The organism is Acinetobacter sp. AYS6 (assembly GCF_025630795.1).
Classification (GTDB): Bacteria; Pseudomonadota; Gammaproteobacteria; order Pseudomonadales; family Moraxellaceae; genus Acinetobacter.
The window spans coordinates 58,585-85,017 of sequence record NZ_JAOTNV010000010.1 but is presented as its reverse complement, the minus strand read 5'-3'; the positions used below and the strand labels follow the sequence as shown (position 1 = coordinate 85,017).

Here is a 26,433-nt window from a genome sequence, read left to right as displayed (position 1 = left end):
ATCTCCATTAAGCTGTAATGATCTGTTTTTGGAGTAAACAATATGTCTTGGCTTTCTTCATTAAAGTCCGTTTTTTCACCCGCACAAGAAGTGAAAGAAGATGAAATCCAAACCGTACTCCAGAATTATTTATTACCGCATTCAAAAGATGCTTTAAAAGAGCGCATTAGTCAGCTTCAAGTTCAAGGTCGAGTATTACAACTCACTATAAATACATTTCCTGATGAAAAAGAGCATTTGCAGCAAATTCATGATGACTTAGCTGGTGCATTAGAAAAGTGTGGTATTGAAGAACTAAACTTACATGTGGTTCAACAAAAACGCCCTCCACAAGAAAGTTCAAATTTACCTCCTATGCTAGATGCTTCACCTAAATCAGAACCAGATCCGAATAATCCTCCTATTCAAAAAGCCGCTCCGCAACAAAGAGATGTGCCGCTTCATCCTCGAATTAAGCATGTTATTTTAGTTTCATCTGGTAAAGGCGGTGTTGGTAAATCGACAACTACTGTCAATTTAGCACTGGCTTTGCAAAAAATGGGACTTAAAGTTGGGGTTTTAGATGCTGATATCTATGGCCCAAGTATTCCGACAATGTTAGGCAATGCTGGCAAAACCCCTCTTATTGAAAGTGAAAATTTTGTGCCTTTAGATGCCTATGGAATGGCAGTTTTATCGATTGGACATTTAACTGGTGATAACAATACACCTGTCGCGTGGCGTGGACCAAAGGCAACGGGTGCTTTAATGCAACTATTTAATCAAACCCTTTGGCCTGATTTAGATGTACTCATGATTGATATGCCACCGGGTACTGGGGATATTCAACTCACGCTTGCACAGCGTATTCCAGTGACTGGTTCAATCATTGTGACTACACCACAAAATGTTGCCTTGCTTGATGCGACTAAAGGGATTGAGTTGTTTAATAAAGTTGGCATACCTGTATTAGGTGTCGTTGAGAACATGTCGACCCATATTTGTTCGAACTGTGGTCATGAAGAACAAATTTTTGGTATTGGTGGTGGTGATAAGCTTTCCGAGCAATACCATATTCCATTGCTAGGTCGCTTGCCTCTAAATGCGCAGATCCGTGAGCATGCTGATCGGGGTAAACCAAGTGTTGTCGCGATGGATGATGCAGCTGATAGTTATATTGATATTGCTAAGGCTATGTGGGAGCAGATTGAAAAAATTCCTCAGCGTACACGTGATGACAAGCGGATTTTTTAACTTATTAAAACCCGACTTTAAGTCGGGTTTTTTATTATATGGTTAAAATAAAAAATTAAGCTACTGAATATTAATAACAAAGCTAAACTTGAAATTGGCATATAGATTGCTACTTTACCCTTTTTAAAAAGAAAGGGTAAAAAATGCAATTTAAATATGCTTTTGGCGTAATCAGTTTATGTAGCGCCTTATTTTTAGCGGGTTGTAATGACGACAACTCATCCGTCTCTCAGACATCAACCGTTCAAGAACAAAAACAGAAACTACAGCCGATTATTATTCAAGGTGCTTTGCCCGTAGAGTCAGAAAGAATGGCTTCAAAATTAGAGAATAAGACTGTTGAAGAAATTGGTGGGTGGACATTCTGGAAGGGTACCTATAACGGTTATCCAATGATTATCTCTAAAACTCGCATGGGCATGAGTAACTCAGCTGCTGCAACTGCTTTAGCTATTGAACGTTATAAACCGATTGCGATCATTAATCAGGGAACAGCAGGTGGGCACGACCCGGATCTACACGTTTACGATATTGTTTTAGGAAAATATGCGACCAATATTGGTGCGTTTAGAACTCCTAAACAGCCAGTAGGTGCTGGTTCAAACTCACTCACATGGGTTGAAGCTTTTGATGTTTTACCAACAGATGAGTCTGATCCAGAGCCAATTGCAATTCGTAAATTTGAAGGTGACCAAGAGTTATTAATGGCGGCACATAAAGTCCGTTATGACAAAGGTGAGGTGGTTGAGGGAACGATTGGCTCAGCAGATGTCTGGAATAATGAGCTTGATCGTATTCAGTTCTTCCATCAACGTTATGGAACTTCTGTTGAAGAAATGGAAGCGGCGTCTGTTGCACAAATTGCAAGTCAGTTGAATGTTCCTTTTCTAGGAATCCGAATCTTATCTAATAATATTACCAATAATGGAGCTTATGACCCAGGTACAGGAGAAGCTTGCCAAGAGTATGTACTTAATGTGGCTGAAGAATATATGAAATCAAAACTACCAAAATGATGATTTAAATCTAAGCAAGAAGAGTGGTATTTTTATAAAATCTCTTCTTCTTGCTTTTTATGGCGATGTCTACTTTTCCAGTTTTTAATGACCATCCAACGCCAGAAAATTTCTGTAGATAGATATAAAATGACAGCAAATACAAAAGCTTCGACAACCAGACCTGTCATTAAAATTTTCGCGAGACTAAAATCAATGTGTCCATGCCCGAAATGAGTAATCCAGCGGGAAATCTGGTGCAATACACCCAACAACATTTCTTTGTTGATCATATGCACATGAAAAATATGGGCACCAAACCAAAAACCAATATATAGAATTGGAACTAAAGTAAGTGGATTGCTTAGCCAAGCCAGCATTAAGCTAATTGGTAAATTTACTTCAAATAGTAAGACCGCCATCACAATAAATACGCTGTGGAAAGGAATAGGCAGTAAACCAAAAAAAGTGCCGACAAAAACAGCGCGGGTAATTGATTTTCGATTGACATACCAAAGCACAGGATTAAGGGTCTTTTTACCAAAAATCCTTAGAAATTTCATATTTGAAACTTTCTCGGGGGAGGGAAGCCAAGATTGAAAAAAATGCTTTGCCATAATCATTAAGATAGTAGAGCGCAGTGCTCTATATAAAAGAAATCAGAAACAATATATGAATTGAAACTTATTAAAAGCTTAAAATTTAAACTTACCATTACTATATATTTTTTATTATAAAGAATTTTGATGGAAAAATAGACTTAAAATGAAAATACTTATGTTACTAAACTCAGAATCTATTTGAAAAGCCTCAGAACTGACCGTAAAGTTTTCTTTACTAATTTTTGTGTTAATTAAATAAATATATGTTTTTATTATTTTTATTTTAAATTAAAAGACGATTTTAAAAATTTTGTTTTACAATTACCTTTTGCCATATGACTGGATATCTATTAATCTGAGATGACTATATTGTGAGGTCATTCAATGATTTCATGGCTTTTTATTGGCTTAGTAGCCACAATTTTACTTACACCTGGTCCAACTAACACTTTGCTTGCTTCTTCAGGCGTGCAAGTAGGATTAAGGAAGTCAGTAAAACTTATTCCAGCAGAAGTTTTGGGGTATGTGATCTCTATTTCTGCGTGGGGAATGCTGATTGGGAAAGTGTCTACCACATTGCCATTGCTACCGCCTATTCTTAAGCTACTGAGTGCTTGCTATATTATTTTCTTAGCCATTAAGTTATGGCATACGGCAAATCAAGAAGTAGAATTTAACCAGCCTACGATTCGTACTCGTGAATTATTTTGCGCAACCTTATTGAACCCAAAAGCTTTGCTCTTTGCTTCAGCAATTTTTCCTGTAGCTGCATGGAGTGATTTTCATATTTATTTGGTTCACATGATGGCTTACTTAGTGCTTATTACACCAATTGCCTTATTTTGGATTTTCTTAGGTTCAGTTTTAGCGTCTAAGAAAGTGGGTTGGTTAAATCAAACTAATTTACAAAAAACTGCTTCACTTGTTTTAGTCAGCTTTTCAATTCCAATTAGTTATTCTGCTTTACTGAACCTTTAAAGGTGCCGCTGAGCTATTCTTATTTGTTTGAGTAGCTTTGCGTTGTTTTCATAATTGGTTTTTTAAGTTAAAGTACGTCGAAATCAATGAACTTACCTTTTGGATAGAAAATACATGGCTATTAAGTCTGATCGTTGGATTCGCGAGATGAGCGAAAAACACGGTATGATTGAACCTTATGCAGAGAATCAAGTCCGTTTTGATGAAAATGGTGAAAAGTTGATTTCCTACGGGGTCTCTAGCTATGGTTATGATGTACGCTGTGCCCGTGAATTTAAGGTTTTTACTAACGTACATTCAGCAATTGTCGATCCAAAGAATTTTGATGACAAAAGTTTTATCGATATTGAGTCTGACGTTTGTATTATTCCGCCAAACTCATTTGCTTTAGCGCGTACAATCGAATATTTCCGTATTCCTCGTAATGTATTGACAGTCTGCTTAGGTAAATCGACCTATGCTCGCTGCGGTATCATTGTGAATGTGACTCCATTAGAACCTGAATGGGAAGGCCACGTAACTTTAGAATTTTCAAACACCACTAATTTACCTGCCCGTATTTATGCAGGGGAAGGTGTAGCACAGATGCTATTCTTTGAAAGTGATGAAGTATGTGAAACATCTTATAAAGACCGTGGTGGTAAATACCAAGGTCAAACAGGCGTTACACTTCCTAAGACATAATTTTTCTTAGATAAGAAGAGTTTTAAAATAATGGGTCGCTTAGGTGGCCCAATTTTATGAATAAAATTTACATGAGGTGCGTTTATCGGAATAGTGATAAATGACAGTTTCCTTTTGTACAAAATAATATAATATGATCAATAATTGATTTGTTTTTTTGTTCTGCATCACAGAATTTAAAAGCAAATGTATCGGTTGTCTTTTAGTAGTAATTGTTTAGATATCTACTAAATTCAGGCAGACCAAATAAAAAGAAATTAAACAGGATTATGCCCCCACGGATACGGAGGTCGGCCATGCGACAGTTTACGTCTCTTCATGTAGCGATAGCGCTTGGAAGCTTATGCTTTTCTTCAGCTTATGCTGCTTCTACATTAGTCCCTATGTCAGATTCGGAACTATCCGCAACTCGTGGCCAAGCTTTAATGAGTATGTCTTATATTGCACCAACGGACTCTGCAAATTTAGAAAAGCTACGTGACAACAGTAGTAATATTGGTTTCTATAAATTAGGTTTGGAAGCTGAACTAGAAATTAACACCAATATTCGTAAATTACAGTTAGGTTGTGGCGGTGTTAATGGTGCTGGTGGCTGTGATATTGATATTGATAATCTAAGCTTAAGTGGTCAAAAGTTCGATGCGAATGGCAATCCTTTGGCCATGACTAGCGAAGAGCGTGCTTCATCTTCTGCTGTTTTAACAAATCCGTTCATAGAGTTTGCAATTAAAAATCCTAATTCTGCATCAACCCGTGAAGTCGCAGGTTTAAGATTAAGTGCTGAGAAATTTATCGGCTTGCTTACAGCAGGTACTGAAAATACATCTAGGCCAAATGGGATTAACTCGATTTCTGGTTATATGAAAGTTCAATCTGATAGTAGTGGTTTAATTAAAGGTTATGCGACAACCTCTGCAACTCGGGACAATTTATATGGAACAAATGCAGTTACAGGTCGTTTACAGGCTTTGGGTTTAGGAGGAGCAGCTGAGGTAAGTTTTATTACTTCTAATGGTGGATTTAATATTCCTGGCATTCAAAATAACTATTTTGAAATTGCTCCTATTCAGGTCAATGGTAATAGAGTTAGCTCCAAAGTTTTATCCGCACCAGTGAAAGTTCCTAATATTTATGTCGGACATAGTAGTTCTTATCCGGTCGATGGGACAGTGCAATATAATGCAGCAGGCCCGCATGATCCCGCTTATCCTGAACCAACAGGTATTTATACTCAAGGTGGTAAAGTAGAAGCTACAGTAACAGAATGTAGTTTGTTAGCTTGTGCCATAGCAGGTAAAGGTTCTAAATTTCCTAATGTATATATGAATGGTACGATTTCAAATATTACTGCGAATTTAAATTTAACTCAGTCATTGGGTCTTATTCATAATTTACCAATTAATTCACCAATGTATCTTGCTCTACAAAATCAAATGCTCCAATGGCCAGGTGCGAAAGCAGATGACGTGGCTCAAAAAGGTTGGTGGATGTCTTTTGCAAATCCAGTTAACATTGGTAACATCATTCCGCAAGATGCGATTGATATTTCACCACTATTTCCACAAATTTCAACAGCTGTTTCTGCCTATCTACAAGCTAATCCAGCACAAACTTATGATTTATTAGGATTATTAAGTGTAGGTGATTTGGATGTAAATATTGGTACTATTGATTTAAAAAATAGTCCGCTCACATTAAATTTAAGCAACTTGCAGTTAACGAATCAAAACTTTAAGCCAAACTGCCATGGTTCAGGTTTAACTTTTTGTTAAATTCCGAGAAAGTAGATTAGGCTGCTTTACATTCATCGGAAAAGTAATTTTTTACATGCTTTTTTTTGCATTTGTGCAAATATTCCGCATAATAGAAATGTGGAAAGGTTGGCATTATCTTTTGGATTTGCCCCTTCGTCTAAGGTGAAAAGGATAGATTCACCTGACATCAAGGATTGTTAAAGAAAAATAAATATGGTGCGCGGCATCGTATAAAACAGGAAGGTCAAGATGACTACACTTAATTATACGGTAAGGTTTCAAAAAACCGTTTTGGCAAGTTTAATCGGGCTTTGTATAAGCCAAACTAGTTTCGCACTCGAAGAACTTTCTGATGCGGGCTTAAGTGAAACTACAGGTGAAGGTATTGCTATCTTGCCACAGAATGCCTATATGGTATTTCGTGGTGCAGGCGCTAATGAAACCTCAAGTCAGATATTAACTGATCGTACTAAAGATACTGGTTATATCAATTATGTACCTGTCGGTCCTTTGAGTATGACAGCAGCAGATACCAATAAAAATGGCTCGATTGATTCGGGTGATCGCGCTGTTGGTAAAGCAGATATTTTTCTTTATGGTTTAGCGCTTTCCAAATCCGATAATGATACAAATACTCGCATCGCGTCTACTGATACAGCCGCTGCAATTTCGAGTTGGGGTACTGCGGTTAACCCGTGGATTTTTAAAGTTGCAACAGCAAATTCAGTACCTAATTTCAGTGCGGCTACTTGTAGTGGTGCAAGTGATCCATCTTGCCAAGTAACTTATTTAGCTTTGGAAGCTCCTTTATATGAGGTTGGAACGAAAGATTCCGTAGGTTTAGATGCTTATAAGCTGAAATTAGGTTTGTGGTCAGATATTTTTGTCCGAAATCCAAATAAAATAAATGGTGCAGCAGACCAATTTAATTATGGCGACTCAAATGGCTTAATTGGTACGAGTACGGATGCAAGCCGTGCGAACCGTCTTCGTTTACAGGGAGTTTGGAATAACTTTAGCTTAAATGGCAGTCGTTTACAGCTTTTCCAAACATTAGGGGGGGCAACATCTGCTGGTGGAATGAGCCCTTTTTATAATGATACTCTAGGTTTCGCTGGTGTTATTCGTTTAAACAGTGGCGATGCATCTAATTTAAGAGCAACAATTACTGCAAATACTCCAACATCTTCGGTAGGGTCGTGGGTAAATCGCTATAGTACTCAATATACTGGCGCTCCAAGTAATGATTCACCAAGTTCAGATTGGTTGTATCGTATTCGTAGTCAAACTACGACAATTACTTCAACTGGTTCATGGACTGCCCCAACAGACAGCGCTATGAATAATGTATTACGTTTGAGTACGCGTGAATCTGGAACTACTCAAGGTAATTTGGTAACACCTGCAATTAATGGTGGGCTTGCACCAACTTTTGATGCGAATGAAGGTTTATATCTCTATAACCCAAATATTAACCTTGTTTTAGGCTCGTTATATCAACCATTGGTTTTAAGTTCAGATGGTAAAAACTTTAGTCTAGAACTTGCTCGTATTCCAAATAAACCTGAAATTTATAAGAAAATTTATACAGACTATAGTGGTGCTGATACGAGTTACTTAGGTTCAACTTGTAATATTTACCAATGTGGGACCAATGTCACGTTAGGTGGTAAAACTTACCAAGGTTCTAGTGCAACCCATAGCAGTATTTCAATTGGTTCAACTGTTTATAATTCTTCGAACAATACTTTAGAAGCGTTTAAAGGCAACAATACGCAAGATGCGGTCGGTATTTCATTTGGTAAATTGCCTACGGGTACTGTTGCTGCAGCAATACAAACTCAAAATTTCTACCAACTGCAAAATCAGGAACGTCGTGCTGGTAAGTATAACTGTGGATTTTTGAACTTAGGTACTTGCTACGATACTTGGCAGTACCGTACAGCAACGGGCTGGACTGGAAATGCAGGCACAGGCTTAAAATTTGATTCTCAGGGTGCTAACTGGGCTAGTATTGACAGTACCTCTTATTATAACCCAACAGTAAATAATACAGGTTATACCTTAGCTGATGCAGGGAATGGCGCTCAATTTACTGTACCAGCCGGCACACCTTTACCAGATGCTCGTTACGAAGGGGGGCGTTGGTATAGCACTACACCAAATGCAGATTTGAACACCTATAAATTATCTGGAGCACAAATTAGTTCAGCCATTAGTAATAACATGGGTTCAGGTGTTATTGACGGTGTTTTAATTCAGCACTTGAAACTTACAACTAAAGGTCTATAAGAGGAGGAGATTGATATGAAAAAAATAAGTACTTTGATCCTCGCTCTTTGCACATCGGTTACTCATGCTGAGCTGCAAACTTTAGATAATGACGCTTTGCAAGCGATTAATGGTCAAGCTGGTGCCGATTTATCTTTAATGCTTAATTTAAACCAGACAGCTAACGGTGTCTTTGACAATGGTAGTGGTGGTGTCTGTGAGAACGTTGAGTTCTGTCATATAGGTTTAGCGATTAACAAACGTTTTGTACAAGCAGATGCAACTAAGCCAAGTGGTTGGGCTGAAAATAGTGATAGTGGTAATAAACTTTGGCTTGTGTTTAAAGGTGTACAAGGAACTTTAAATATTCAAAAAATGGGCTTGGATGGCGTTGATTTAAAGTATCTTGATAAAAGTAATACTGAAATTATTAAACCGGCTATTCAGCTTAGTTTTAGTGCAGCACAGCCAATTTTAATTCGCAATTTTGGGTTCAATGCTTTATCAATTGAGCAAGATAACTTTACCAGCTCAACAACAACGCAAGGCTCGAGTTCAAATATGTATGATTATGCATATTTCAAAAAACCGACATATGCTGCGACTGCTAATAGTGCAGCACAGCAAGTTGCTACAGCAACTCCATCGGCCTATGACTATGGGCGTGAAACTGGTTTCATGGGTTTAATGATGAATGGGAATTTGGCTATTCAAGGAAAAGTCATGGTCTTTAGCTGTGATGGTAGCCATCCTCGTTGTTAAGGGTTAATGTAGATTTCAAAGGAACTGAAGTGATGAAAAAAAATAAAGAAAATCACAGCTCAAAGTTTATTTTAAATACATTAGCAACCAGCATGTTGTTAGTGAGTGGTCAAATTTATGCTTTAGAAGCTTTAACAGATGCTGATTTGAGTGCCGTCAATGGACAAGATGGGATCTCTATTCAAACTACGTTTAATGAAATTAATATTGATAATGCTTACTGGGATGACCATGCAGGCACACCAACAAGTGCTGATCAGGTGTTAAGAGCTCAAGCAAGTGGAGTAAAAGTCCAAAAAAGTAATGCATCTAGCCAACCTTTAAGCACTAATTATCGTTTAGATGTGGGGAGTAACCCAACTACGGGTAAAACTGGACTCGACTTTTCTATGCAAAGTAGTCCATCACTTATTACTGTAAATAGCTTTAAAGTTTGTAATAGTTCAGCTACATGTTCGCCAACTTTAGGGCAGTTGGCTATTCAAACGACCTCTCCTTTAAATTTGGCACTTACAACCCAAGATGGGTTATTTAATGCAAATAGCCAGTCAAGCATGACACTTGGTATTAATAATGCCAATATTTATCTAGGGCAATTGGATGTTCGCAGCCAGCTAAATCAGTTAATTTTAAGAAATTTTAACTTTAATTTTGTTGGTAAAGGAGCCATGTTGATTGATCCAACTCGTGGCTTAGTTTTACAGACAAATACTGGAACTAATGTTGCTGGTGTAGGGCAAACTCCGAATACTACCTATGGCTATGTTGATTTTAACCGTGTAGCAGATTCAGCTTCTGGTTTAACTGCGGGTACATATGTTGACAGTAGTGGCAAAGTAACCAATTCAGGCCTGAATATTGAGGTGATGCTCAGCTCGAATGTAGATAAAACTAACCCTTATGCTTTAGATGCAACTAATAGCCCACAAAATGCGAAAGGTTTGATTCGTTTAGGTGCTAGCGGACGTATGGTAAATAGTTATCTACAGCTTCGTGGGATAGATGGTACTGCGGATACCACCACTTTAGGTACAGCAAATACAGCTGCTGGTACAGGTTCAAGTAATAGTATTTTAGGTAATTCTGGCATTGCTTTTCGCATGAAAGGTGAGTTCACCAAAGATAATGATTCAATGCTAGGCGCAGATGGTAAAGCAACCACTTTAGAAATTGGTGGAGCAGGTCTGAATGCTTACGGTTTCGAGTTTGGTAATTTAACAGGACTTAACTCTGCTACACGTGGTTATTTCGACAGCGGAAATATTTATCTAAATCTTGCAGATACAAAAACCTTATTAATGCCAGCTAACGCAACTTTAAACGGAATCCGTTTAGGTAGCGGTACTTTAACGACAGCTGCTGATTATCAGCATAATATTCACCGTGATACGGTTAATAATCCGTTTAGCTTGATTCTTGCGATGCGTGGAGCAGAGTTTCAAGCATTTTCAAGACGTGGTCGTTTTACGACAAGTGCGAATGTGGCTCCTGCAAATCAGTTTGCAGACAATGGTGCAAACAACCAGTGGGGCTTAGCACTACCTTTTTATAACTTAAATGCTAATGCCGCTGTATATGGTTTAGACGCGCCAGCAAATAGTGCTTATTACTATACAAAAGATGCCAATGGTAAACCTGTTCAGAATGTTGTTGCTACATCTGGAACGACTTCGCGTCTAGGTTTTGGTGTTGCAGCTGGAACTACAGGACGTGATGCGACTGGAACCAAAACGACCTCGGTTTTATTAATCGATGGTTCTCCAAATGCTAATAATGGCGGTAGTCCTACTGACTATTATATGGGATTACGTAACATTGATATGTTCGTCAAAGGCAATGGTAGCATTGGTTTAGAAAATGGCAGTCTTAATATTAGTTTAAAAGAGATGCTACTTGCTTTATCAACTGAAATTGCAGCAGGTTATTTACCGGGGGCAAAATATAAAACTTGTCCAGCTACCGGTTCATGTACCTCACCAATTGATAACTTTGCCAGAAATAATGATGTCTTATTTGGTCTAAAACTGCGTTTAGGCGGAGATCTTAACTTATCGATCGTACCAAACAGTTCAATTGCAGATGGTAGTGCTTTAACTGTATTGGGCGATTTCACCATGCCTGCCACAGCAACTGGAAATACAGTTCAAATTAGTGATCCGATCGATGGTTCTGCAATTGGTTTTGATAATATTACAGGCAAACTTGCGTTTAATACTGCTTTAGTTGTTGGTAAAGACAGTGCAAGTGGTTTAGGTAAAGTTGGCGTAAATACAGCGGTTTATTTTAATCCTGATAAGAGTATCGACGGCGCATTACGTGTTAAAGATATTAACTTCTACCCACCTTCAACTGGTGCAGGTGCACGTTTAGGCGAGCTTGCGATTACGGGTGGACGTTTAAATAGTAGCTTTAGTATTGTGCCTAGAAATGGTGCTTTTAACTAATCAAAAAAAGTGGCAGCCATTGCCACTTTTTATAGTTTTTATTTTAATGTGATTAGATTTGCATTCGTCGGGTTATAGGGATAATTGCTTTGTACTTGAATATTATTCTGATAGTCTGAACAAATAATAATCGTTTGTCTCTTAAGGATTAGAGCGACATGAAGAATAAAAATATAGGGTGCTGGTTGCTACTTGCCAGTAGTTCAAGTGTTTTTGCAATGCAGCCTTTAGATGATCAAAGTCTTGCGGCCGCGACTGGCCAAAATGGTTTAACCTTAGGTATTCAGGCTGATAAAGTTAAGTTTAATCAAGTCGCTCTGATTGATACAAACGGTATTGCCTCAACTTCATATAACAGTAAGGCTGGCTTTGTCATTGCAGGGAATTCTACAAATCCAGTTCCTGGCATAGAGTTTATTAAAGCTGCTGTATCGAGTAATCCTTCTTTTAATATTGCAATGGATGTCGATGCTGGTGGTGGAAATCCTTTTTTAAATTTAGCTGTATCTATGGGGAGTGATGTAAACGGTATTCGACTTTTACCTTTTTCAGTTTATTTAGCCCCAAGTGCATCTTTATCTAGTCCATCCGATTATGCATTAACAAGTTATGCACCAAAATCAATTTTTAGTTCAGGAACGACAGTAAATACGGGAGTAAAAGAACTGATCCGTTCTACTGGCAATCTAGATATTAACTTTGTACAAACCAATAAACCTCGTTTAAATATTCAGCTTGGCCATGCTGCTCAATCAGTGATGGTTAAATTTGGTGGTGCAATTCAATCTATTTGTTCTGCTGCTGCGGGTTGTCCAATTACTTTAGTGTCTGATAATACGGGTGCTACATTCGGGTTTAAATTTGCTGGCACAAATACCTCAACAGGTTTTGTACTTGATGGTTTTTACGCAGGGGTTGATCCAACTGGATTAACCTTTGGAAATACAGGCGTATCTAGTAAGTTCGATGCTTCATTTAACAATGTCACTTTAGGAAATATGGGAACCCAAAGTACAACGACATTTAATAACTTGCCTAACGGTTCTATGGGGAGTTTTGGTGTCACTGGCGTTTCTGTAACTGACTTTAAAATGAAAGTAAGTGGCTTTTAGAAAAAATAATAACTTAACCTGAAATACGAAAGAGGGCGGTTGTGAAAACAATCGCCCTCTTTTTATAGTTATACTGAATTAAATAACATCTGATCTGGTGTGTTCTAATTGTTGAACAATTTCATCTAAAGCTTTAATACGTTTAACTTGGTCCCATAAGTTTTTAGCTTGTGGATAGGCTTTCGTCATCATCCCTAACCATTGCTTATAACGACCCACCATACCAATTTCTGTTTTTGCCTGACCGTTTAAAAAACGAATTTGTAAATCAACCAGTTGTTCCCAACTAAATAACGCTTCATCCATATTTTGGCGAATGCATTGGGTTAAATCTGGAGTCGTTACCGCACCACGGCCAATCATTAAGTCTTCACAGCCAGATTGTTGCTGGCAAGCTTTAGCATCAGCATTGGTCCAGATTTCACCGTTGGCAATTACATTAATTTTTAAAGCTTCTTTAATAGGCAGAATTTTTTCCCAATAGGCAGGTGGCGTATAGCCATCTGCTTTAGTGCGTGCATGAACTGTTAACCAACTTGCACCCGCATCTTCAACAGCATGCGCATTTTCCATGGTGTGATTTTCATCTAGATAACCTAAACGCATTTTTGCTGACACAGGGATGTGGGCAGGTACTGCATCTCTCACTGCTTTAATCAGCATATGTACAACATCGGGTTCATCAAGAAGAACAGAGCCGCCGCGGTGTCGGTTTACAGTTTTTGCGGGGCAACCGAAATTAAGGTCGATGGCTGGTGCACCAAGCTCTACAACTTTTGCTGCATTTGCTGCCAGCATATCTGGATTGTTACCTAGAAACTGGACATGGACAGGGGTGCCAGCTGCTGTTTTGCCGTCATTTTTTAATTCTGGACAAAAACTATAATAAATATGATCTGGCAAAATGCTGTCTGTAACGCGAATAAACTCGGTCACACACCAGTCGAAATGACCAACAGATGTGAGTGTATCCCGCATGATCGGGTCAGTTAAACCTTCCATTGGAGCGAGTATGAGTTTCACAGTCTGTGTCACCTGAGTAAAAAGAAAACAGCGTTATACGGGATATGTATAACGCTGTCTAGTATCGAAGAAATTTTAATTTACTTAACGGCCCAAGATCATTTCAAGCACAAATTTACTACCAATAAAACCAATCGCCAAAAGCACAAAACCAATTAAGGTAAAACGAATCGCTTTTTGACCTCTCCATCCGAGTTTGTAATGGCCAATTAAGAGTGAGCCATAAATAATCCATGAAATAATACTAAAGACGGTTTTATGAGCAAGATGCTGTGCAAAGAAGCTATCAATCGTCAAGAAACCAAAAGTGAGTGCAATCGTTAATAAAATGAACCCAGTAATGATCAGATCAAATAACAAAGACTCCATCGCCTGAATTGGCGGAAGTAAATTGACCCAAAAACGTTTTTTTTGTTTCTTTTTGAGTTCACGATTTTGAAACCATAGCAAAATAGCGTGAATGGTTGCCATCAGTAAAACTGCGTAAGCAGATAAAGAAAGAATGATATGAGTATCAAGACCTAGGGAATGTTGCTCAATAAACTGATTTGGTCGGCTAAATGCAAAACCTAAAATAAGGCCAATAGCGGCTACAGGAATACCTAATAAGTTTAACGGTACAATAGGGCGAAAAATACTAAAAATTAAACTTAACAACAGCATAAGCCACGATGTAAACGATACTAAATTAAAAACATCGTAGTTAATTCCGGCTGGTGTCAGCATGGCATGACATAAAACTGTGCCGTGCAACAGAAGTGCCAAAGTTGCAATAAAAGCAAATAACCATGGGTTTGGTTCACGTTTTGACATTAAACGAATAAACAAATACCAGAAAGAAGTGGTATATGCGATGAGTGCCAAAATTGTGTAAACCAAGGGGAGGCTAATCATGTCAAACCTTTTTCAGGATTAATTCATCTATATAAGATATAAATTCGCTGCGAACTAAAGTATCCTATAGCATTCTATGCATAAATTTTCTATTTCGAGAAAGATTTTTTTGCAACTAGCCATTTTAAGCGGATTTTGCAATGTTTGATACCTTAACAGAACGACTCACACAGAGTTTAAGAAATGTTACTGGCTCAGGGCAGCTGACCGAAGACAATATTAAAGATACCTTACGTGAAGTACGTATGGCACTTCTTGAAGCCGATGTCGCGTTACCTGTAACTCGTGAATTTATCGCGAAAGTTAAGGAAGAGGCATTGGGCCAAGAAGTGATGACTCAGTTATCACCAGGCCAGGCATTTGTAAAAATTGTCTATGACGAACTTACCAAGATGATGGGTGAGGCGAATGAAACACTTGATTTAAGTGCTAAGCCTCCCGTTGTTGTATTACTTGCTGGTTTACAAGGTGCGGGTAAAACCACAACTGCCGCTAAGTTGGCACGTTTCTTAAAAGAGCGTCAAAAGAAAAAAGTAATGACGGTTTCTGCGGACGTTTACCGTCCAGCAGCAATTAAACAGTTAGAAACTGTGTCAGCAGAAGTTGGTGCAGGTTTTATTGCATCAGATGCTTCTGAAAAGCCAATTGATATCGTTAATCGTGCAATTGAACAAGCAAAAATCCAGTTTGCTGATGTGTTAATTGTCGATACCGCAGGTCGTTTGCATGTCGATGAAGACATGATGGACGAAATTAAAGAATTACATGCTGCCGTTAAGCCAACTGAAACCTTGTTTGTGGTTGATGCCATGACAGGTCAAGATGCTGCAAATACAGCTAAAGCCTTTAATGATGCACTGGCACTTACGGGTGTAATTCTTACTAAAACTGATGGTGACGCACGTGGTGGTGCAGCGCTTTCTGTACGTGCAATTACGGGTAAGCCAATCAAGTTCTTGGGTATGGGTGAGAAGCTTGATGCTTTAGAACCATTCCATCCAGATCGTGTTGCTCAACGTATTTTAGGCATGGGTGACGTACTTTCTTTAGTCGAGGAAGTTGAACGCAAAATCGACAAAGAAAAAGCCGAAAAAATGGCTAAAAAATTGCAAAAAGGCGGCAGCTTTAACTTTGAAGATATGCTGATGCAATTTGAGCAAATGAAAAGTATGGGCGGCATGATGGGCTTCTTAGATAAGTTGCCTGGCATGAGCGGTGCAGGAATTCAGCAGGCGATTGAGCAAGCAAATCCTGAAAAACAGGTCAAGAAAATGGAAGCAATTATCCAGTCGATGACCGTTAAAGAACGCCGTAATCCGGACCTAATGAACCCAAGTCGTAAAAAGCGTATTGCGGCAGGTTGTGGTATGGATGTTGCTGAAGTAAATAAACTCATTAAGCAACAAGCGCAAATGGCTAAAATGATGAAGAAATTTGCGAATCCATCTGGTATGAGCAAAATGATGCGTTCATTAGGCAATATGCAAAAACAATTTGGCGGCGGCGGTGGCGGCGGAATGGGCCCACTGTTTGGCAACAACGACCAAAAGAAATAAACTTATAAAATAAAAGGCGCATATAGCGCCTTTTATTTTGTTCTATATTCTAGTCTTTAGGATAATGAGCAATATATTGCTGTAGTCCTTTGAGCAAAAGATCAGTTTCTACGACCGGATCATATTTTTTTAAGAACTTAGCAAAAAGAGGAGCATCTCCACCTGTAAGGAGCAATTTTTTAGGAGATTGCTGCATGATGCTTTCAATTGTACTAATGAGGCCTAACAAAATACCGTGGTGTACTGCATCGACTGTGTTATTGCCTGGGTTTAAATTATCAAAAGCTGAGTCTGGAATTTTAATGCCTTTTGTATTTTGAATAAGTGCATCGCGCTGTAAATAAAGATTTGGCAGAATATAACCACCTAAATGCTGTTTACCTTGCGTTAAATCAATTGTTAAGGCTGTTCCACATCCAATAATGCAATAGTTTTCATTAGTCTGAGCTACAGCGAGTACTTGCAACCAGCGGTCAATACCGAGCTGACTTGGAACTTCATAGCCGCACTTTAACTCAGCATATTCCGCATGAACTTTGGCAAAAACAACAGGAATTTCGAGCCATTTTAAAATCTGCTGAATACGTTGGTTGTTCTCGGTATCAAGAACCGAAGAAATCCCGATGCGATGTAGTCCTTGATGTTTAAAGTGTTGAATTAAACCCAGTAATAAATCGGCAGGGGACTGCAAATGCAGTTCTGCAGCATGTTCAATAATTTGCTGATTTTCAGTAATCCAATACTTTAAACGGGTGTTCCCGATATCAAGCCATAAACTTTTCATGGAAGAACACCTGTTTATTGATTCACTTGTGGTCTTAAGCGACCTTGATAAAATTGTTGCGGCTCTGGGGTTTCAAGAATTACTGCACCTTCGTTGGAAATTCCAACAAAACGGCCATGCACCAATCCCTGACTATGTTCGAATTGAACTAACTGATTAAGCCATGCAGCGTGGTGGTTAAAACGTCCAGCCAAGTTGTAGCAACCATGATCAAACCAACGAGCTGCATTTTGAATCGCGACATAAAGCTCTGAAATAAGTTCAAGACGACTCATTTGTTCTAGACCTAAATCCTCTAGAGAGGTAATCGGTTGGTCACTATCAGTCACTGGTGGTGTTTTTAAATTAATGCCTACGCCCACAATAGCCTGATGCTGGGAAAGCGGTTCGACCAAAATTCCACCCCATTTTCCATGCGTACTATACAAATCATTTGGCCATTTCACTTGCAAATTCAGCGCTTGTAACTGGGAGATTTGCAGAATATTTAGAGCAACTTCAAGTGCTAAGCGGCCATCTAAGGGTGTTCGAGTTTGCACCAATGTGCTTAAATAAATGTTTCCTTCAGGTGAAATCCATTGCCGTTGATGTTGACCTCGCCCTTGAGTTTGTTGAGCACTACAAACCAAGCCCGTTGTAATGCCTTTTTGGGCAATTTCACGAATATCATCATTGGTCGAAGTTGTGGTTGCTTTTAATAAAACCACTTCTGGAAGCTGGTTTTTTGCGCTTAAAAGTTGTTGTAGTTGGCGAGTCTCTAAATCCATGTTGAATATGAGCAGAGTGGTAAAACATTTATGGAGTTAATCATATATTTACTCATTGGCGCAATTGCTGGTTTTACTGCCGGATTGTTTGGGGTAGGCGGTGGACTAATTATTGTACCAATCCTCTATGTCGTTTTTACCCAATTGCACTATGACCCAGCGGTAATCATGCATATTGCAGTTGGAACATCGCTTGCAACCATTATTGTGACGTCTTTTAGTTCTGTTTCGGCTCATCATAAAAAAGGTGCAGTACTTTGGCCTGTTTTTCGTAATTTAGCGCCTGGGTTAGTGATCGGCTCATTTTTAGGGGCAGGCATTGCCGATTTGATGTCTGGTCAACATTTGCAACTTCTTATCGGCGTTTTTGCAGTTGTGATGGCCTATCGCATGTTTAAAGGGGCAAATGTGGTTGTTGACCCAACACGTCAGCTTCCTTCAACCCCTATGCAATTTATGGCGGGTGGTGGCATTGGTATTGCCTCTGCAATTTTTGGTATTGGAGGTGGTAGCTTAACTGTTCCGTATTTAAACCGTCATGGTGTCGTCATGCAAAAAGCAGTCGCGACTTCCGCAGCTTGTGGTTTACCCATTGCTATTGCGGGTGCAATTGGCTTTATGTGGTTTGGTGCGAAAGAACACATCTCTGTACCTAACACGATTGGTTATGTGCACATCTATGCGTTTATTGGCATTAGTGTTATGAGTTTTGTTACGGCAAAATTTGGAGCAAAAGTTGCCCATGCATTGTCACCGCAAATGTTAAAAAAATGCTTTGCCTGTTTATTAGTCGTGGTGGGGAGTTATTTTATTTATAAAGGGATTATGCACTAGAGACTAAAAATATAATCTTGATAAGACTACAATGTAAAAGCTTGAATTTTTAGAAATTCGAGCTTTTTTTATTAAATAATATAAGAGCATTTGAGAATTTTATTCATCCGATTTTGATGTTGTTTTTAAATGGGTTGGCTTAAAATGCAATAAAATTGTCAGACAATGACATAGTTTTTAATCGGTGTGATCAGTTAAAAACAAGGATGCGAAAGAAAAGCATGGATTAATGCATATAAAAAGTAGCGGGTGATTTATGAATCTCGAAGAGACAGAAAGTCTTTCTGAGCAAATTGTCAAATATATTAGCGAACAGATCATTAGTGGCGAGCTGGTTGAAGGTGAACGTATCCAAGAGCTACGTATTGCCAAAGAGCTTGATGTAAGCCGGGGGTCAGTTCGTGAAGCATTGTTATTATTAGAGCGTACTCATTTAATTGAGATATTTCCACGCCGCGGGGCAATTGTTTCAGAAATGTCTGCACAGCAGGTTAAAGCACTGTTTGACACAAACGTGATGTTATTGGGGCATATCGTTCAACGCATCAGTGAAACATGGCGCGCACATGAAGCAGATCAATTGCAGCTATTGTTGGAACAACTTCTTGAGCATGTAAAAGCAGGAGATATCGAAAAATTTTATGATGGTGTTTTCGAATATTTAGCTGAACAACAAGATATGGTAGGTAACCCTTACCTAATGAAGTTTTATAAAGAGTTACTACCTTCACTACGTCGCAGTTATTTTTTGACCTTAAATACCTCTAAGCGGGAACTACAAGAAGCATTTGCATTATTTAAACTCGTGACTGATGCAATTTTGATCCGAAAATCACAACAAGCCGCTTTATTTATGGAAGATTTTTGTCGACACTTACGTAACCTTGTGTTGGAATCGCTGACACGAATGAAACAGATTGAATTGGCCTGGGCAAGACGCTCACGCCGCTAGTTAGGGCATTATGCGTTTAAGCAGTTTAAAACTTTCCGGCTTTAAATCTTTTGCAGATAGTACAACTTTAAATTTTAAGGCGAACCGCACAGCAGTGGTTGGTCCAAATGGTTGTGGCAAATCAAATGTAATTGATGCCATTCGTTGGGTGATGGGTGAATCAAATGCTCGTCAGCTACGTGGTGGTAGCATGCAAGATGTTATTTTCACAGGAACTTCCAAGCGTAAGCCAGTGGGCGTGGCGAGTGTTGAGCTACGTTTTGATAATACCTATGGCAAGTTAGGTGGATCATATAATGCTTATAATGAGTTAGCGGTTCGTCGTCAGGTCACCCGTGAAGGTAAGTCCGAATATTTCTTAAATGGCACACGCTGCCGCCGTCGTGATATCACCGATATTTTCTTGGGAACAGGATTAGGGCCACGTTCTTATGCGGTGATTGAACAGGGCATGATTAACCGTCTGGTTGATGCCAAGCCTGAAGAAATGCGTATCTTTATTGAAGAGGCCGCAGGTGTTTCTCGCTATCAAGCTCGTCGACGTGAAACTTTGCAACATCTTGAACATACTGAGCAAAATCTTTCACGCTTAGAAGATATTGCCCTCGAGTTAAAATCACAGCTGAAGACGCTTAAACGTCAATCAGAAGCAGCGGTTCAATATAAAACACTGGAAAGCCAGATTCGGACCCTAAAAATTGAAATTTTGTCTTTTCAGGCAGATAAAAGCGTACGCTTACAAGAAGAATATACTGTTCAAATGAATGAGTTGGGCGAAACTTTTAAATTAGTTCGTTCAGAGTTAAGCACGATTGAACATGATTTAGAAGCAACCAGTGCTTTATTTCAACGACTCATTCAGCAGTCTTCACCACTACAACAAGAGTGGCAACAAGCTGAAAAAAAACTATCTGAACTGAAAATGACTCTGGAACAAAAACAGAGTTTATACCAGCAAAACAGTACGACACTCATTCAATTAGAACAGCAAAAATTCCAAACTAAAGAACGTTTACAGCTTTCAGAGTTACAGCTTGAAACGTTGAATAATCAGTTAGATGAACAAACTGAAGCATTAACTGCAATTGAGCATACTGCAACAGAAGCTGAGCAAAACTTTGGTGATTTACAAGCCCAGCAAAAACAAGCACAACAACAGTTTGAACAAGTAAAAGCTCAGGTTGAAAAGCAACAGCAGCAAAAAATGCAGATGTCTGCCCAAATTGAGCAGTTAGGCAAAAATGTTCTAAGAATTGAGCAGCAAAAAGAAACGCTACAACATCAAGCAAGCCAAATTCAAACGCATGTTCATGAAGATGAGCAGGGTGGGCTTGAGCAACTGCAACAACAGCTTTGTCATGAAATCACGACGTTAGAGGCTGAAATTGAGCAACAATTGCTACGTGTAGAGCAATCTCAACAGCAACATCAGTCAAGTAAAAATCAACAACAAACCCTGAAAACAGAAATACAGGTTTTATTATCAGAGCAGAAAAACTTAAGCCAACTTGTTGCTAAGCAAAGCCCAAAGCAACATCAAGATGCACTACGTTTAATGCAGGCTCTACAGTTAACAGAGCAAGGTAAACCATATGCGCAGATTGTTGAGAAGTTTTTAGCGAAATGGTTACAAGCCCATATTCTTGAGACCGAACAAACTTTTCAAGAAGGAGTTGCTCGCCAGTTAAAACCTTCCGAGCAAACAAGTCAATTTAAAGGTAATTTAGATTGTTTAAATGATTGGATTGCGTCGCCACAGTTATCAATCTTTTCGAATGTAGCGATTGCACAAGATTTGACTACTGCTTTAAATGAGCAAAACCAACTGCAACATGGTCAGTCTATTTTGACTTTAGATGGCTATCATGTTGGACAGGATTGGGTGATTGCCCTTATGTATGATGACGAGAGTCAAAGTGCACAAGGTATGCTGAGCCATCGCATTCGTCTAGATGAAATCGAACAAGCTCTTGAAAAGCAGCAACCTGAATTACAAGCATTAGATCAAATTTTAGTTCAGCAAAAAGATGAACTAGGGCAGTTGCAGTCTGATGTGCAACAGAAACAGCAAGTTGTTAAACAAAAACAAAAAGACTTACAACAGCTTGATGTGCAAATTGCTAAACAGCAAACCGCAGCACAAGCATTTTTACTGCAAAAACAGCAATTGAAAGATCAGTTAGCTCAGTTAGACATGCAGCTTGAAGAAGATGCAATGCAAAAAGATGATCTGGAGATTGATTTACATGCATTAGCAATCAAGCTTGAAACCATTTTACCTGACTATAAAACTTTGCAATTTCGGGTAGAAGAGTTAACAGAGCAGCTAGAAGAACAGCAGCAAGGTTTGCATCAGCAACAACAAGAACGTGAAATTTTACGTCGTAACAGCACGCAAACGACTCAACAAATTGAGTTGCTTGAAAAAGATATTTCATTCTTGCAGAGTCAATATCAGCAAATTAATGCTCAAATGGAACAAGCGAAAAAATTTGTTGATCCTATTCAGTTAGAGTTACCAAATCTTGAGTCGGAATTTCAGCAGCAATTTGTCCAAACTGAAAAGTTGCAAAAGAACTGGAATGAATGGCAGCTCGAACTCAATAGTGTGCAGGAAAAACAACAAACCTTGACTGATCAGCGTCATCAATATCAACAAAAAGATGAGCAGCTCAGAGAACAACTTGAAGAAAAACGTTTGGCATGGCAAGCAGCTAAGTCAGACCGTGAACATTACCAAGAACAGCTTAAAGAGCTAAATGCTGAGTTCCAAAAAGGCTTACAAATCGATTTAACCGACCACCAGCAAAAACTGGAAAAAGTACAGAAACAGTTTGAAAAAATCGGTGCGGTTAACCTTGCTGCTTCACAAGAGTTTGAAGAGGTTTCCCAGCGTTTTGATGAGTTGAGTCACCAAATTCAAGATTTGGAAAATACGGTAACTCAACTAAAAGATGCGATGAAAAGCATTGATCAGGAAACTCGTAAGTTGTTTATGACAACCTTTGATCAGATTAATCAAGAGTTGCAAAATCTGTTTCCAAAGGTCTTTAATGGTGGTGAAGCAAATTTAAGTCTTGAAGATGACTGGCAATCTGGTGTTAAACTGATGGCAAGACCACCGGGTAAGAAAAATAGTTCTCTAGCATTACTTTCCGGTGGAGAAAAGGCTTTAACAGCGTTAGCATTAGTATTTGCGATTTTTAGATTAAATCCGGCACCGTTTTGTGTATTGGATGAAGTGGACGCACCACTTGATGATGCGAATGTTCAGAGATATTGTAATTTGGTAAAAGAGCTTTCTGAACATGTACAATTCATTTACATTACACATAATAAGCTGGCGATGACCATGGCAACTGATTTGTTGGGTGTGACCATGCCTGAACCGGGTACATCAAAATTAGTCACTGTCGATTTAGAACAGGCAAAAGAATACGGGTTAGTTTCGGAGTCATAGAATGGAAATCAATACGATTATTGGCATCGTTGTCGCCATTATTATTATGCTAATTGGCTTAAAAATGATTTTAAAAAAGTCAAACCATGCCGAACCCTCATTAGACAGTGATTTGCATATTAATCCTGATAGTAATCAACCGGTTATACCTAGACACGTGCGTGATCAGCTTGAGCAAACTGAAGCTGAACGTGCAGCGGCAACTAGCGCAGAGCGAGTTGAACCAACTTTAAATGAAACAGCACAGTCACAAGTCAGTGAAACAAAACCAACAGAAACTCTGGCTGTAGAACCCGCTAAAGCAATTCCAGTCGAACCAACACAACCATTTGTTGAAAATTCTTCGGTTGAAATTAAATCTGAAGAAACTGTAAAAAGCTCTACCATTAATACAGATAGTTCAGTTGAGTTAGCTGATACGGTTTCTATTAAATCAGCAGCTGAAGCTTTATCAGAAGAAAACTTGAAATCTGAAAGTGAAAAAACAGAGCCTGAGTTGAGTTTAAACCCGAATATTGAAACTGCCGAAATTGCTGAATTTGAAGGTGAGAGTAATATTCTGGATGTGCATTTACATGAACAGCAACGCTATGATGATGAAAGTGCATTAGCGATGGCTGAACAGATTATTGCGTTAAATGTCTATCCGAACCCTCGTCGCGCATTGTCTGGTGATAAAGCCCTTAAAGTATTGTTAAAATACGGTTTACGTTATGGCGAAATGTCATGTTTCCATCGTTATGAAAATACGGATGAGCCGAGTGTACTGATGTTCTCTGTGTTACGTATGACAGACAATGGACCAGCTGGGTTTGATCTTGAAACTCTATCTACTGAACAAGTTCAAGGGTTGGCATTTTTCCTTGCGCTTCCAAACAGTAAAGCCGTGACTGGTTTTGACATGATGGCGAGTATTGCAGGTTTAATTGCTCGTGAAATCGATGGCAAAGTTTATGATGAGAATAATCTTGAATTTACACCACAGTTAAAAGAGCACTGGCGTCATCATGTGATTGATTATCGTCCGGCACAGGCGACTGCCTAGTTTTAATTTTTTACGTTCGTTGCGATAATTGCAACATATCTAGTCGCAGCTCAGGGTGGAGAAATTTCCACCCTTTTTTATGGTGAATAACATAATGGCAACAACTTCCGTGATCGAACAGATGCGTCAGCTTATTCAACTGATTGCAAAGCATAACCATGCCTACTATGTCATGGATCAGCCGACAATCTCGGACAGTGAATATGATCATTTATTTCACCAATTAAAAGCTTTAGAAGAGCAATATCCTGAACAGGTTCAATCAGATTCGCCCACTACAAAAGTAGGTGGACAAGCACTTTCTAAATTTCAAAGTGTAACCCATGTGGTTCCTATGCTTTCGTTGGGGAATGTTTTTAATCAGGAAGACTTGTTTGCATTTGCTCGTCGTGTTGAAGAGCGTTTGCCCAATCAAAAAGTACAATATGAAGTAGAACTAAAACTTGATGGCCTTGCGATTTCGCTTTGGTATGAAAACGGTGTGTTAGTACGTGGTATTACACGTGGTGACGGAGAAACCGGAGAAGACATTACCCAAAACGTTAAAACGATTCGCAACTTGCCTAAAGTGCTGCATTCAGATCATTTTGAAATTCCACGTCTGCTTGAAGTACGTGGTGAAGTGCTTATGCCAAAATCTGGCTTTGAGAAACTCAATGCCGATCAGGAAGCAAAAGGGGATAAAACATTCGCGAACCCTCGTAATGCAGCAGCGGGTAGTTTAAGACAGCTTGATCCGAAGATTGCTGCTGGCAGACCTTTAGCGTTTTATGCGTATGGGATCGCTCAATGTGAACCAAATCATGGCCTATCAACCATGCATGATAGCTTACAATGGCTAACCCAACTTGGATTTGAAATTGCTGAACGTCAATATCTATGTAATTCAATTCAAGAAGTACAGCAGCGCTATGAGCAAATTCAAAAAGAGCGTCCCGATTTGCAAGTTGAAATTGATGGGATGGTTGTAAAGGTTGATGACTTAAAACAGCAACAACAACTCGGTTTCTTAAGTCGTGAGCCACGTTGGGCGACTGCCTATAAATTCCCTGCACAAGCGGCATTAACTACGGTTGATCAGATTGATTGGCAGGTGGGACGTACAGGTACTTTGACCCCAGTCGCACGTTTAAATCCTGTATTTGTGGGAGGCGTGACGGTTTCTAATGTAACTTTACACAACATTGGTGAAATCCATCGTCTTGATGTACGGGTGGGAGACACTGTTAGTGTGTATCGTACGGGTGATGTTATTCCTAAAGTAGAAAAAGTTTGGCCAGAATTCCGTTCACCTGAGGCTGAAATTGTACATTTACCTGAAAGCTGTCCTGTTTGTGCCTCACCAGTTGTAATGCCTGAAGGAGAAGCTTTAGCACGTTGTTCTGGTGGTCTTTACTGTGCTGCGCAGCGTATTGAAGCCATTCGTCATTTTGTGTCACGTAAGGCGCTTGATATTGAAGGTTTAGGTGATCGTTGGGTAGAGTCTTTATTACATCTCGATTTACTCAAAGATGTTGCCGATATCTATCACTTACATGAGCACCGAGAAACTTTACTTGGCATTGAGAAAATGGGTGAGAAGTCAGTACAAAATCTGATTGATGCCATCGAAGCGAGTAAAAAGACAACTCTTGCACGTTTTATTTATGCTTTAGGAATTCGTGGGGTAGGCGAAACTACTGCCAGAATGTTAGCCAATACTTTCCAAACTTTAGAAGCACTTAAAGCTGCTGATGTTGAGGCTCTAAAGAAAACACCAGATGTAGGCGATATTACCGCAGAATGGATTGCTGACTTTTTCTTAGCGCCCCATAACATTGAAGTGCTTGATCGCTTAATTGCAGCAGGCATTCATTGGGATGCACCGACTGCACCAACACGTCAGCCATTAAATGGCCAGAGTTGGGTTTTAACAGGCACATTAGAGCAAATGACCCGTGATCAAGCGACCCAGATGCTACAAGCATTAGGCGCACGTGTCAGTGGTAGTGTATCGAGTAAAACTAAATGTGTTGTTGCAGGTGAAAAGGCTGGTTCGAAATTAGAAAAAGCAGCAAAACTTGGTATTGCAGTGATGAATGAGACTGATTTCTTATCACTTATGGCGACCTATGGGCAAACCTTAAGCGAATAAGCTTACCGAAATAAGAACCATTGATTTTAGTTACAAAATAATAAATTGATGGTTTTTGTCATATTTTAACGCTTGTCTGAGACTATAAATCGGACAAGCGTTTCTTTTTGCAGGGGAAATTTAATTACTTGAACTGCAAATGCGTATGT

Annotated in this window: 20 protein-coding genes; 15 read left to right on the top strand and 5 right to left on the bottom strand. The window is 39.1% G+C overall.

Going from position 1 to position 26,433, the window contains the following annotated elements; translation table 11 throughout:
* Positions 1–42: 42 nt before the first annotated feature.
* The gene (gene apbC, locus OD757_RS16130) at positions 43–1,233 is read left to right on the top strand and encodes an iron-sulfur cluster carrier protein ApbC (RefSeq protein ID WP_263032487.1); all 1,191 of its coding nucleotides are present in this window, start codon (positions 43–45) and stop codon (positions 1,231–1,233) included.
* Between the two features lie 143 nt (positions 1,234–1,376).
* Entirely contained in the window at positions 1,377–2,249 is an 873-nt protein-coding gene (locus OD757_RS16125; protein ID WP_263032486.1) for a 5'-methylthioadenosine/S-adenosylhomocysteine nucleosidase, read from the top strand.
* Positions 2,250–2,281: 32 nt separating this feature from the next.
* On the opposite strand, the gene OD757_RS16120 is transcribed toward OD757_RS16125, so the two are convergent.
* A complete protein-coding gene (locus OD757_RS16120; protein WP_009393937.1) occupies positions 2,282–2,851 on the bottom strand; it encodes a DUF2062 domain-containing protein in 570 nt (189 codons plus the stop codon).
* Between the two features lie 363 nt (positions 2,852–3,214).
* Here OD757_RS16120 and OD757_RS16115 point away from each other — a divergent pair, with 363 nt between their 5' ends.
* From OD757_RS16115 to OD757_RS16085, 7 genes are all read left to right on the top strand, one after another.
* Positions 3,215–3,808, top strand: a complete 594-nt coding sequence (locus tag OD757_RS16115) for a LysE family translocator (protein ID WP_263032485.1) — start codon at positions 3,215–3,217, stop codon at positions 3,806–3,808.
* Between the two features lie 114 nt (positions 3,809–3,922).
* On the top strand, positions 3,923–4,492 hold the full coding sequence (dcd, locus tag OD757_RS16110) for a dCTP deaminase (RefSeq protein WP_003653416.1): 570 nt from the start codon (positions 3,923–3,925) through the stop codon (positions 4,490–4,492).
* 296 nt (positions 4,493–4,788) lie between these two features.
* On the top strand, positions 4,789–6,264 hold the full coding sequence (locus OD757_RS16105) for a hypothetical protein (protein ID WP_263032484.1): 1,476 nt from the start codon (positions 4,789–4,791) through the stop codon (positions 6,262–6,264).
* A 231-nt stretch (positions 6,265–6,495) separates the two neighbouring features.
* Complete coding sequence (locus OD757_RS16100) at positions 6,496–8,538, top strand: hypothetical protein (RefSeq protein WP_263032483.1); 2,043 nt, start codon at positions 6,496–6,498, stop codon at positions 8,536–8,538.
* A gap of 15 nt (positions 8,539–8,553) precedes the next feature.
* Positions 8,554–9,279, top strand: a complete 726-nt coding sequence (locus OD757_RS16095) for a hypothetical protein (RefSeq protein ID WP_263032482.1) — start codon at positions 8,554–8,556, stop codon at positions 9,277–9,279.
* 32 nt (positions 9,280–9,311) lie between these two features.
* Complete coding sequence (locus tag OD757_RS16090) at positions 9,312–11,723, top strand: DUF6160 family protein (RefSeq protein WP_263032481.1); 2,412 nt, start codon at positions 9,312–9,314, stop codon at positions 11,721–11,723.
* A 158-nt stretch (positions 11,724–11,881) separates the two neighbouring features.
* Positions 11,882–12,835: a DUF6160 family protein gene (locus OD757_RS16085; protein WP_263032480.1), complete on the top strand. Its 954-nt coding sequence runs from the start codon at positions 11,882–11,884 to the stop codon at positions 12,833–12,835.
* Positions 12,836–12,913: 78 nt separating this feature from the next.
* On the opposite strand, the gene OD757_RS16080 is transcribed toward OD757_RS16085, so the two are convergent.
* Complete coding sequence (locus OD757_RS16080; protein WP_263032479.1) at positions 12,914–13,858, bottom strand: tRNA dihydrouridine synthase; 945 nt, start codon at positions 13,856–13,858, stop codon at positions 12,914–12,916.
* An 84-nt stretch (positions 13,859–13,942) separates the two neighbouring features.
* Positions 13,943–14,752, bottom strand: coding sequence for an inner membrane protein YpjD (locus tag OD757_RS16075; RefSeq protein WP_263032478.1), 810 nt, complete (start codon positions 14,750–14,752; stop codon positions 13,943–13,945).
* A 140-nt stretch (positions 14,753–14,892) separates the two neighbouring features.
* On the opposite strand from OD757_RS16075, the gene ffh reads away from it, so the two are divergent.
* The gene (gene ffh / locus OD757_RS16070; protein WP_004794257.1) at positions 14,893–16,308 is read left to right on the top strand and encodes a signal recognition particle protein; all 1,416 of its coding nucleotides are present in this window, start codon (positions 14,893–14,895) and stop codon (positions 16,306–16,308) included.
* A gap of 49 nt (positions 16,309–16,357) precedes the next feature.
* Here the strand turns inward: ffh and OD757_RS16065 are convergent, their stop codons facing one another.
* Both OD757_RS16065 and OD757_RS16060 read right to left on the bottom strand, forming a co-directional pair.
* On the bottom strand, positions 16,358–17,092 hold the full coding sequence (locus OD757_RS16065) for a pantothenate kinase (protein ID WP_263032477.1): 735 nt from the start codon (positions 17,090–17,092) through the stop codon (positions 16,358–16,360).
* Positions 17,093–17,106: 14 nt separating this feature from the next.
* On the bottom strand, positions 17,107–17,859 hold the full coding sequence (locus tag OD757_RS16060; protein ID WP_263032476.1) for a biotin--[acetyl-CoA-carboxylase] ligase: 753 nt from the start codon (positions 17,857–17,859) through the stop codon (positions 17,107–17,109).
* A gap of 30 nt (positions 17,860–17,889) precedes the next feature.
* On the opposite strand from OD757_RS16060, the gene OD757_RS16055 reads away from it, so the two are divergent.
* From OD757_RS16055 to ligA, 5 genes are all read left to right on the top strand, one after another.
* Complete coding sequence (locus OD757_RS16055) at positions 17,890–18,693, top strand: sulfite exporter TauE/SafE family protein (protein WP_004794252.1); 804 nt, start codon at positions 17,890–17,892, stop codon at positions 18,691–18,693.
* Positions 18,694–18,949: 256 nt separating this feature from the next.
* Positions 18,950–19,645 carry a GntR family transcriptional regulator gene (locus OD757_RS16050; protein ID WP_263032475.1) on the top strand — a complete coding sequence of 232 codons (696 nt, stop codon included), beginning with the start codon at positions 18,950–18,952 and terminating at the stop codon, positions 19,643–19,645.
* Positions 19,646–19,655: 10 nt separating this feature from the next.
* Positions 19,656–23,105: a chromosome segregation protein SMC gene (gene smc, locus OD757_RS16045; RefSeq protein ID WP_263032474.1), complete on the top strand. Its 3,450-nt coding sequence runs from the start codon at positions 19,656–19,658 to the stop codon at positions 23,103–23,105.
* Position 23,106: 1 nt separating this feature from the next.
* Entirely contained in the window at positions 23,107–24,150 is a 1,044-nt protein-coding gene (locus OD757_RS16040; protein ID WP_263032473.1) for a cell division protein ZipA C-terminal FtsZ-binding domain-containing protein, read from the top strand.
* A 94-nt stretch (positions 24,151–24,244) separates the two neighbouring features.
* Positions 24,245–26,284 carry an NAD-dependent DNA ligase LigA gene (gene ligA, locus OD757_RS16035; protein WP_263032472.1) on the top strand — a complete coding sequence of 680 codons (2,040 nt, stop codon included), beginning with the start codon at positions 24,245–24,247 and terminating at the stop codon, positions 26,282–26,284.
* Positions 26,285–26,433 lie beyond the last annotated feature (149 nt).

Bases quoted from the DNA above. Each gene is read 5' to 3' on its own strand.
- OD757_RS16060 (WP_263032476.1), bottom strand. From the start codon at position 17,859: ATGGATTTAGAGACTCGCCAACTACAACAACTTTTAAGCGCAAAAAAC.
- OD757_RS16055 (WP_004794252.1), top strand. From the start codon at position 17,890: ATGGAGTTAATCATATATTTACTCATTGGCGCAATTGCTGGTTTTACT.
- OD757_RS16120 (WP_009393937.1), bottom strand. From the start codon at position 2,851: ATGATTATGGCAAAGCATTTTTTTCAATCTTGGCTTCCCTCCCCCGAG.
- OD757_RS16125 (WP_263032486.1), top strand. From the start codon at position 1,377: ATGCAATTTAAATATGCTTTTGGCGTAATCAGTTTATGTAGCGCCTTA.
- OD757_RS16065 (WP_263032477.1), bottom strand. From the start codon at position 17,092: ATGAAAAGTTTATGGCTTGATATCGGGAACACCCGTTTAAAGTATTGG.
- dcd (WP_003653416.1), top strand. From the start codon at position 3,923: ATGGCTATTAAGTCTGATCGTTGGATTCGCGAGATGAGCGAAAAACAC.
- OD757_RS16100 (WP_263032483.1), top strand. From the start codon at position 6,496: ATGACTACACTTAATTATACGGTAAGGTTTCAAAAAACCGTTTTGGCA.
- ligA (WP_263032472.1), top strand. From the start codon at position 24,245: ATGGCAACAACTTCCGTGATCGAACAGATGCGTCAGCTTATTCAACTG.
- OD757_RS16085 (WP_263032480.1), top strand. From the start codon at position 11,882: ATGAAGAATAAAAATATAGGGTGCTGGTTGCTACTTGCCAGTAGTTCA.
- OD757_RS16075 (WP_263032478.1), bottom strand. From the start codon at position 14,752: ATGATTAGCCTCCCCTTGGTTTACACAATTTTGGCACTCATCGCATAT.
- OD757_RS16040 (WP_263032473.1), top strand. From the start codon at position 23,107: ATGGAAATCAATACGATTATTGGCATCGTTGTCGCCATTATTATTATG.
- OD757_RS16095 (WP_263032482.1), top strand. From the start codon at position 8,554: ATGAAAAAAATAAGTACTTTGATCCTCGCTCTTTGCACATCGGTTACT.
- OD757_RS16050 (WP_263032475.1), top strand. From the start codon at position 18,950: ATGAATCTCGAAGAGACAGAAAGTCTTTCTGAGCAAATTGTCAAATAT.
- apbC (WP_263032487.1), top strand. From the start codon at position 43: ATGTCTTGGCTTTCTTCATTAAAGTCCGTTTTTTCACCCGCACAAGAA.
- ffh (WP_004794257.1), top strand. From the start codon at position 14,893: ATGTTTGATACCTTAACAGAACGACTCACACAGAGTTTAAGAAATGTT.
- smc (WP_263032474.1), top strand. From the start codon at position 19,656: ATGCGTTTAAGCAGTTTAAAACTTTCCGGCTTTAAATCTTTTGCAGAT.
- OD757_RS16115 (WP_263032485.1), top strand. From the start codon at position 3,215: ATGATTTCATGGCTTTTTATTGGCTTAGTAGCCACAATTTTACTTACA.
- OD757_RS16090 (WP_263032481.1), top strand. From the start codon at position 9,312: ATGAAAAAAAATAAAGAAAATCACAGCTCAAAGTTTATTTTAAATACA.
- OD757_RS16105 (WP_263032484.1), top strand. From the start codon at position 4,789: ATGCGACAGTTTACGTCTCTTCATGTAGCGATAGCGCTTGGAAGCTTA.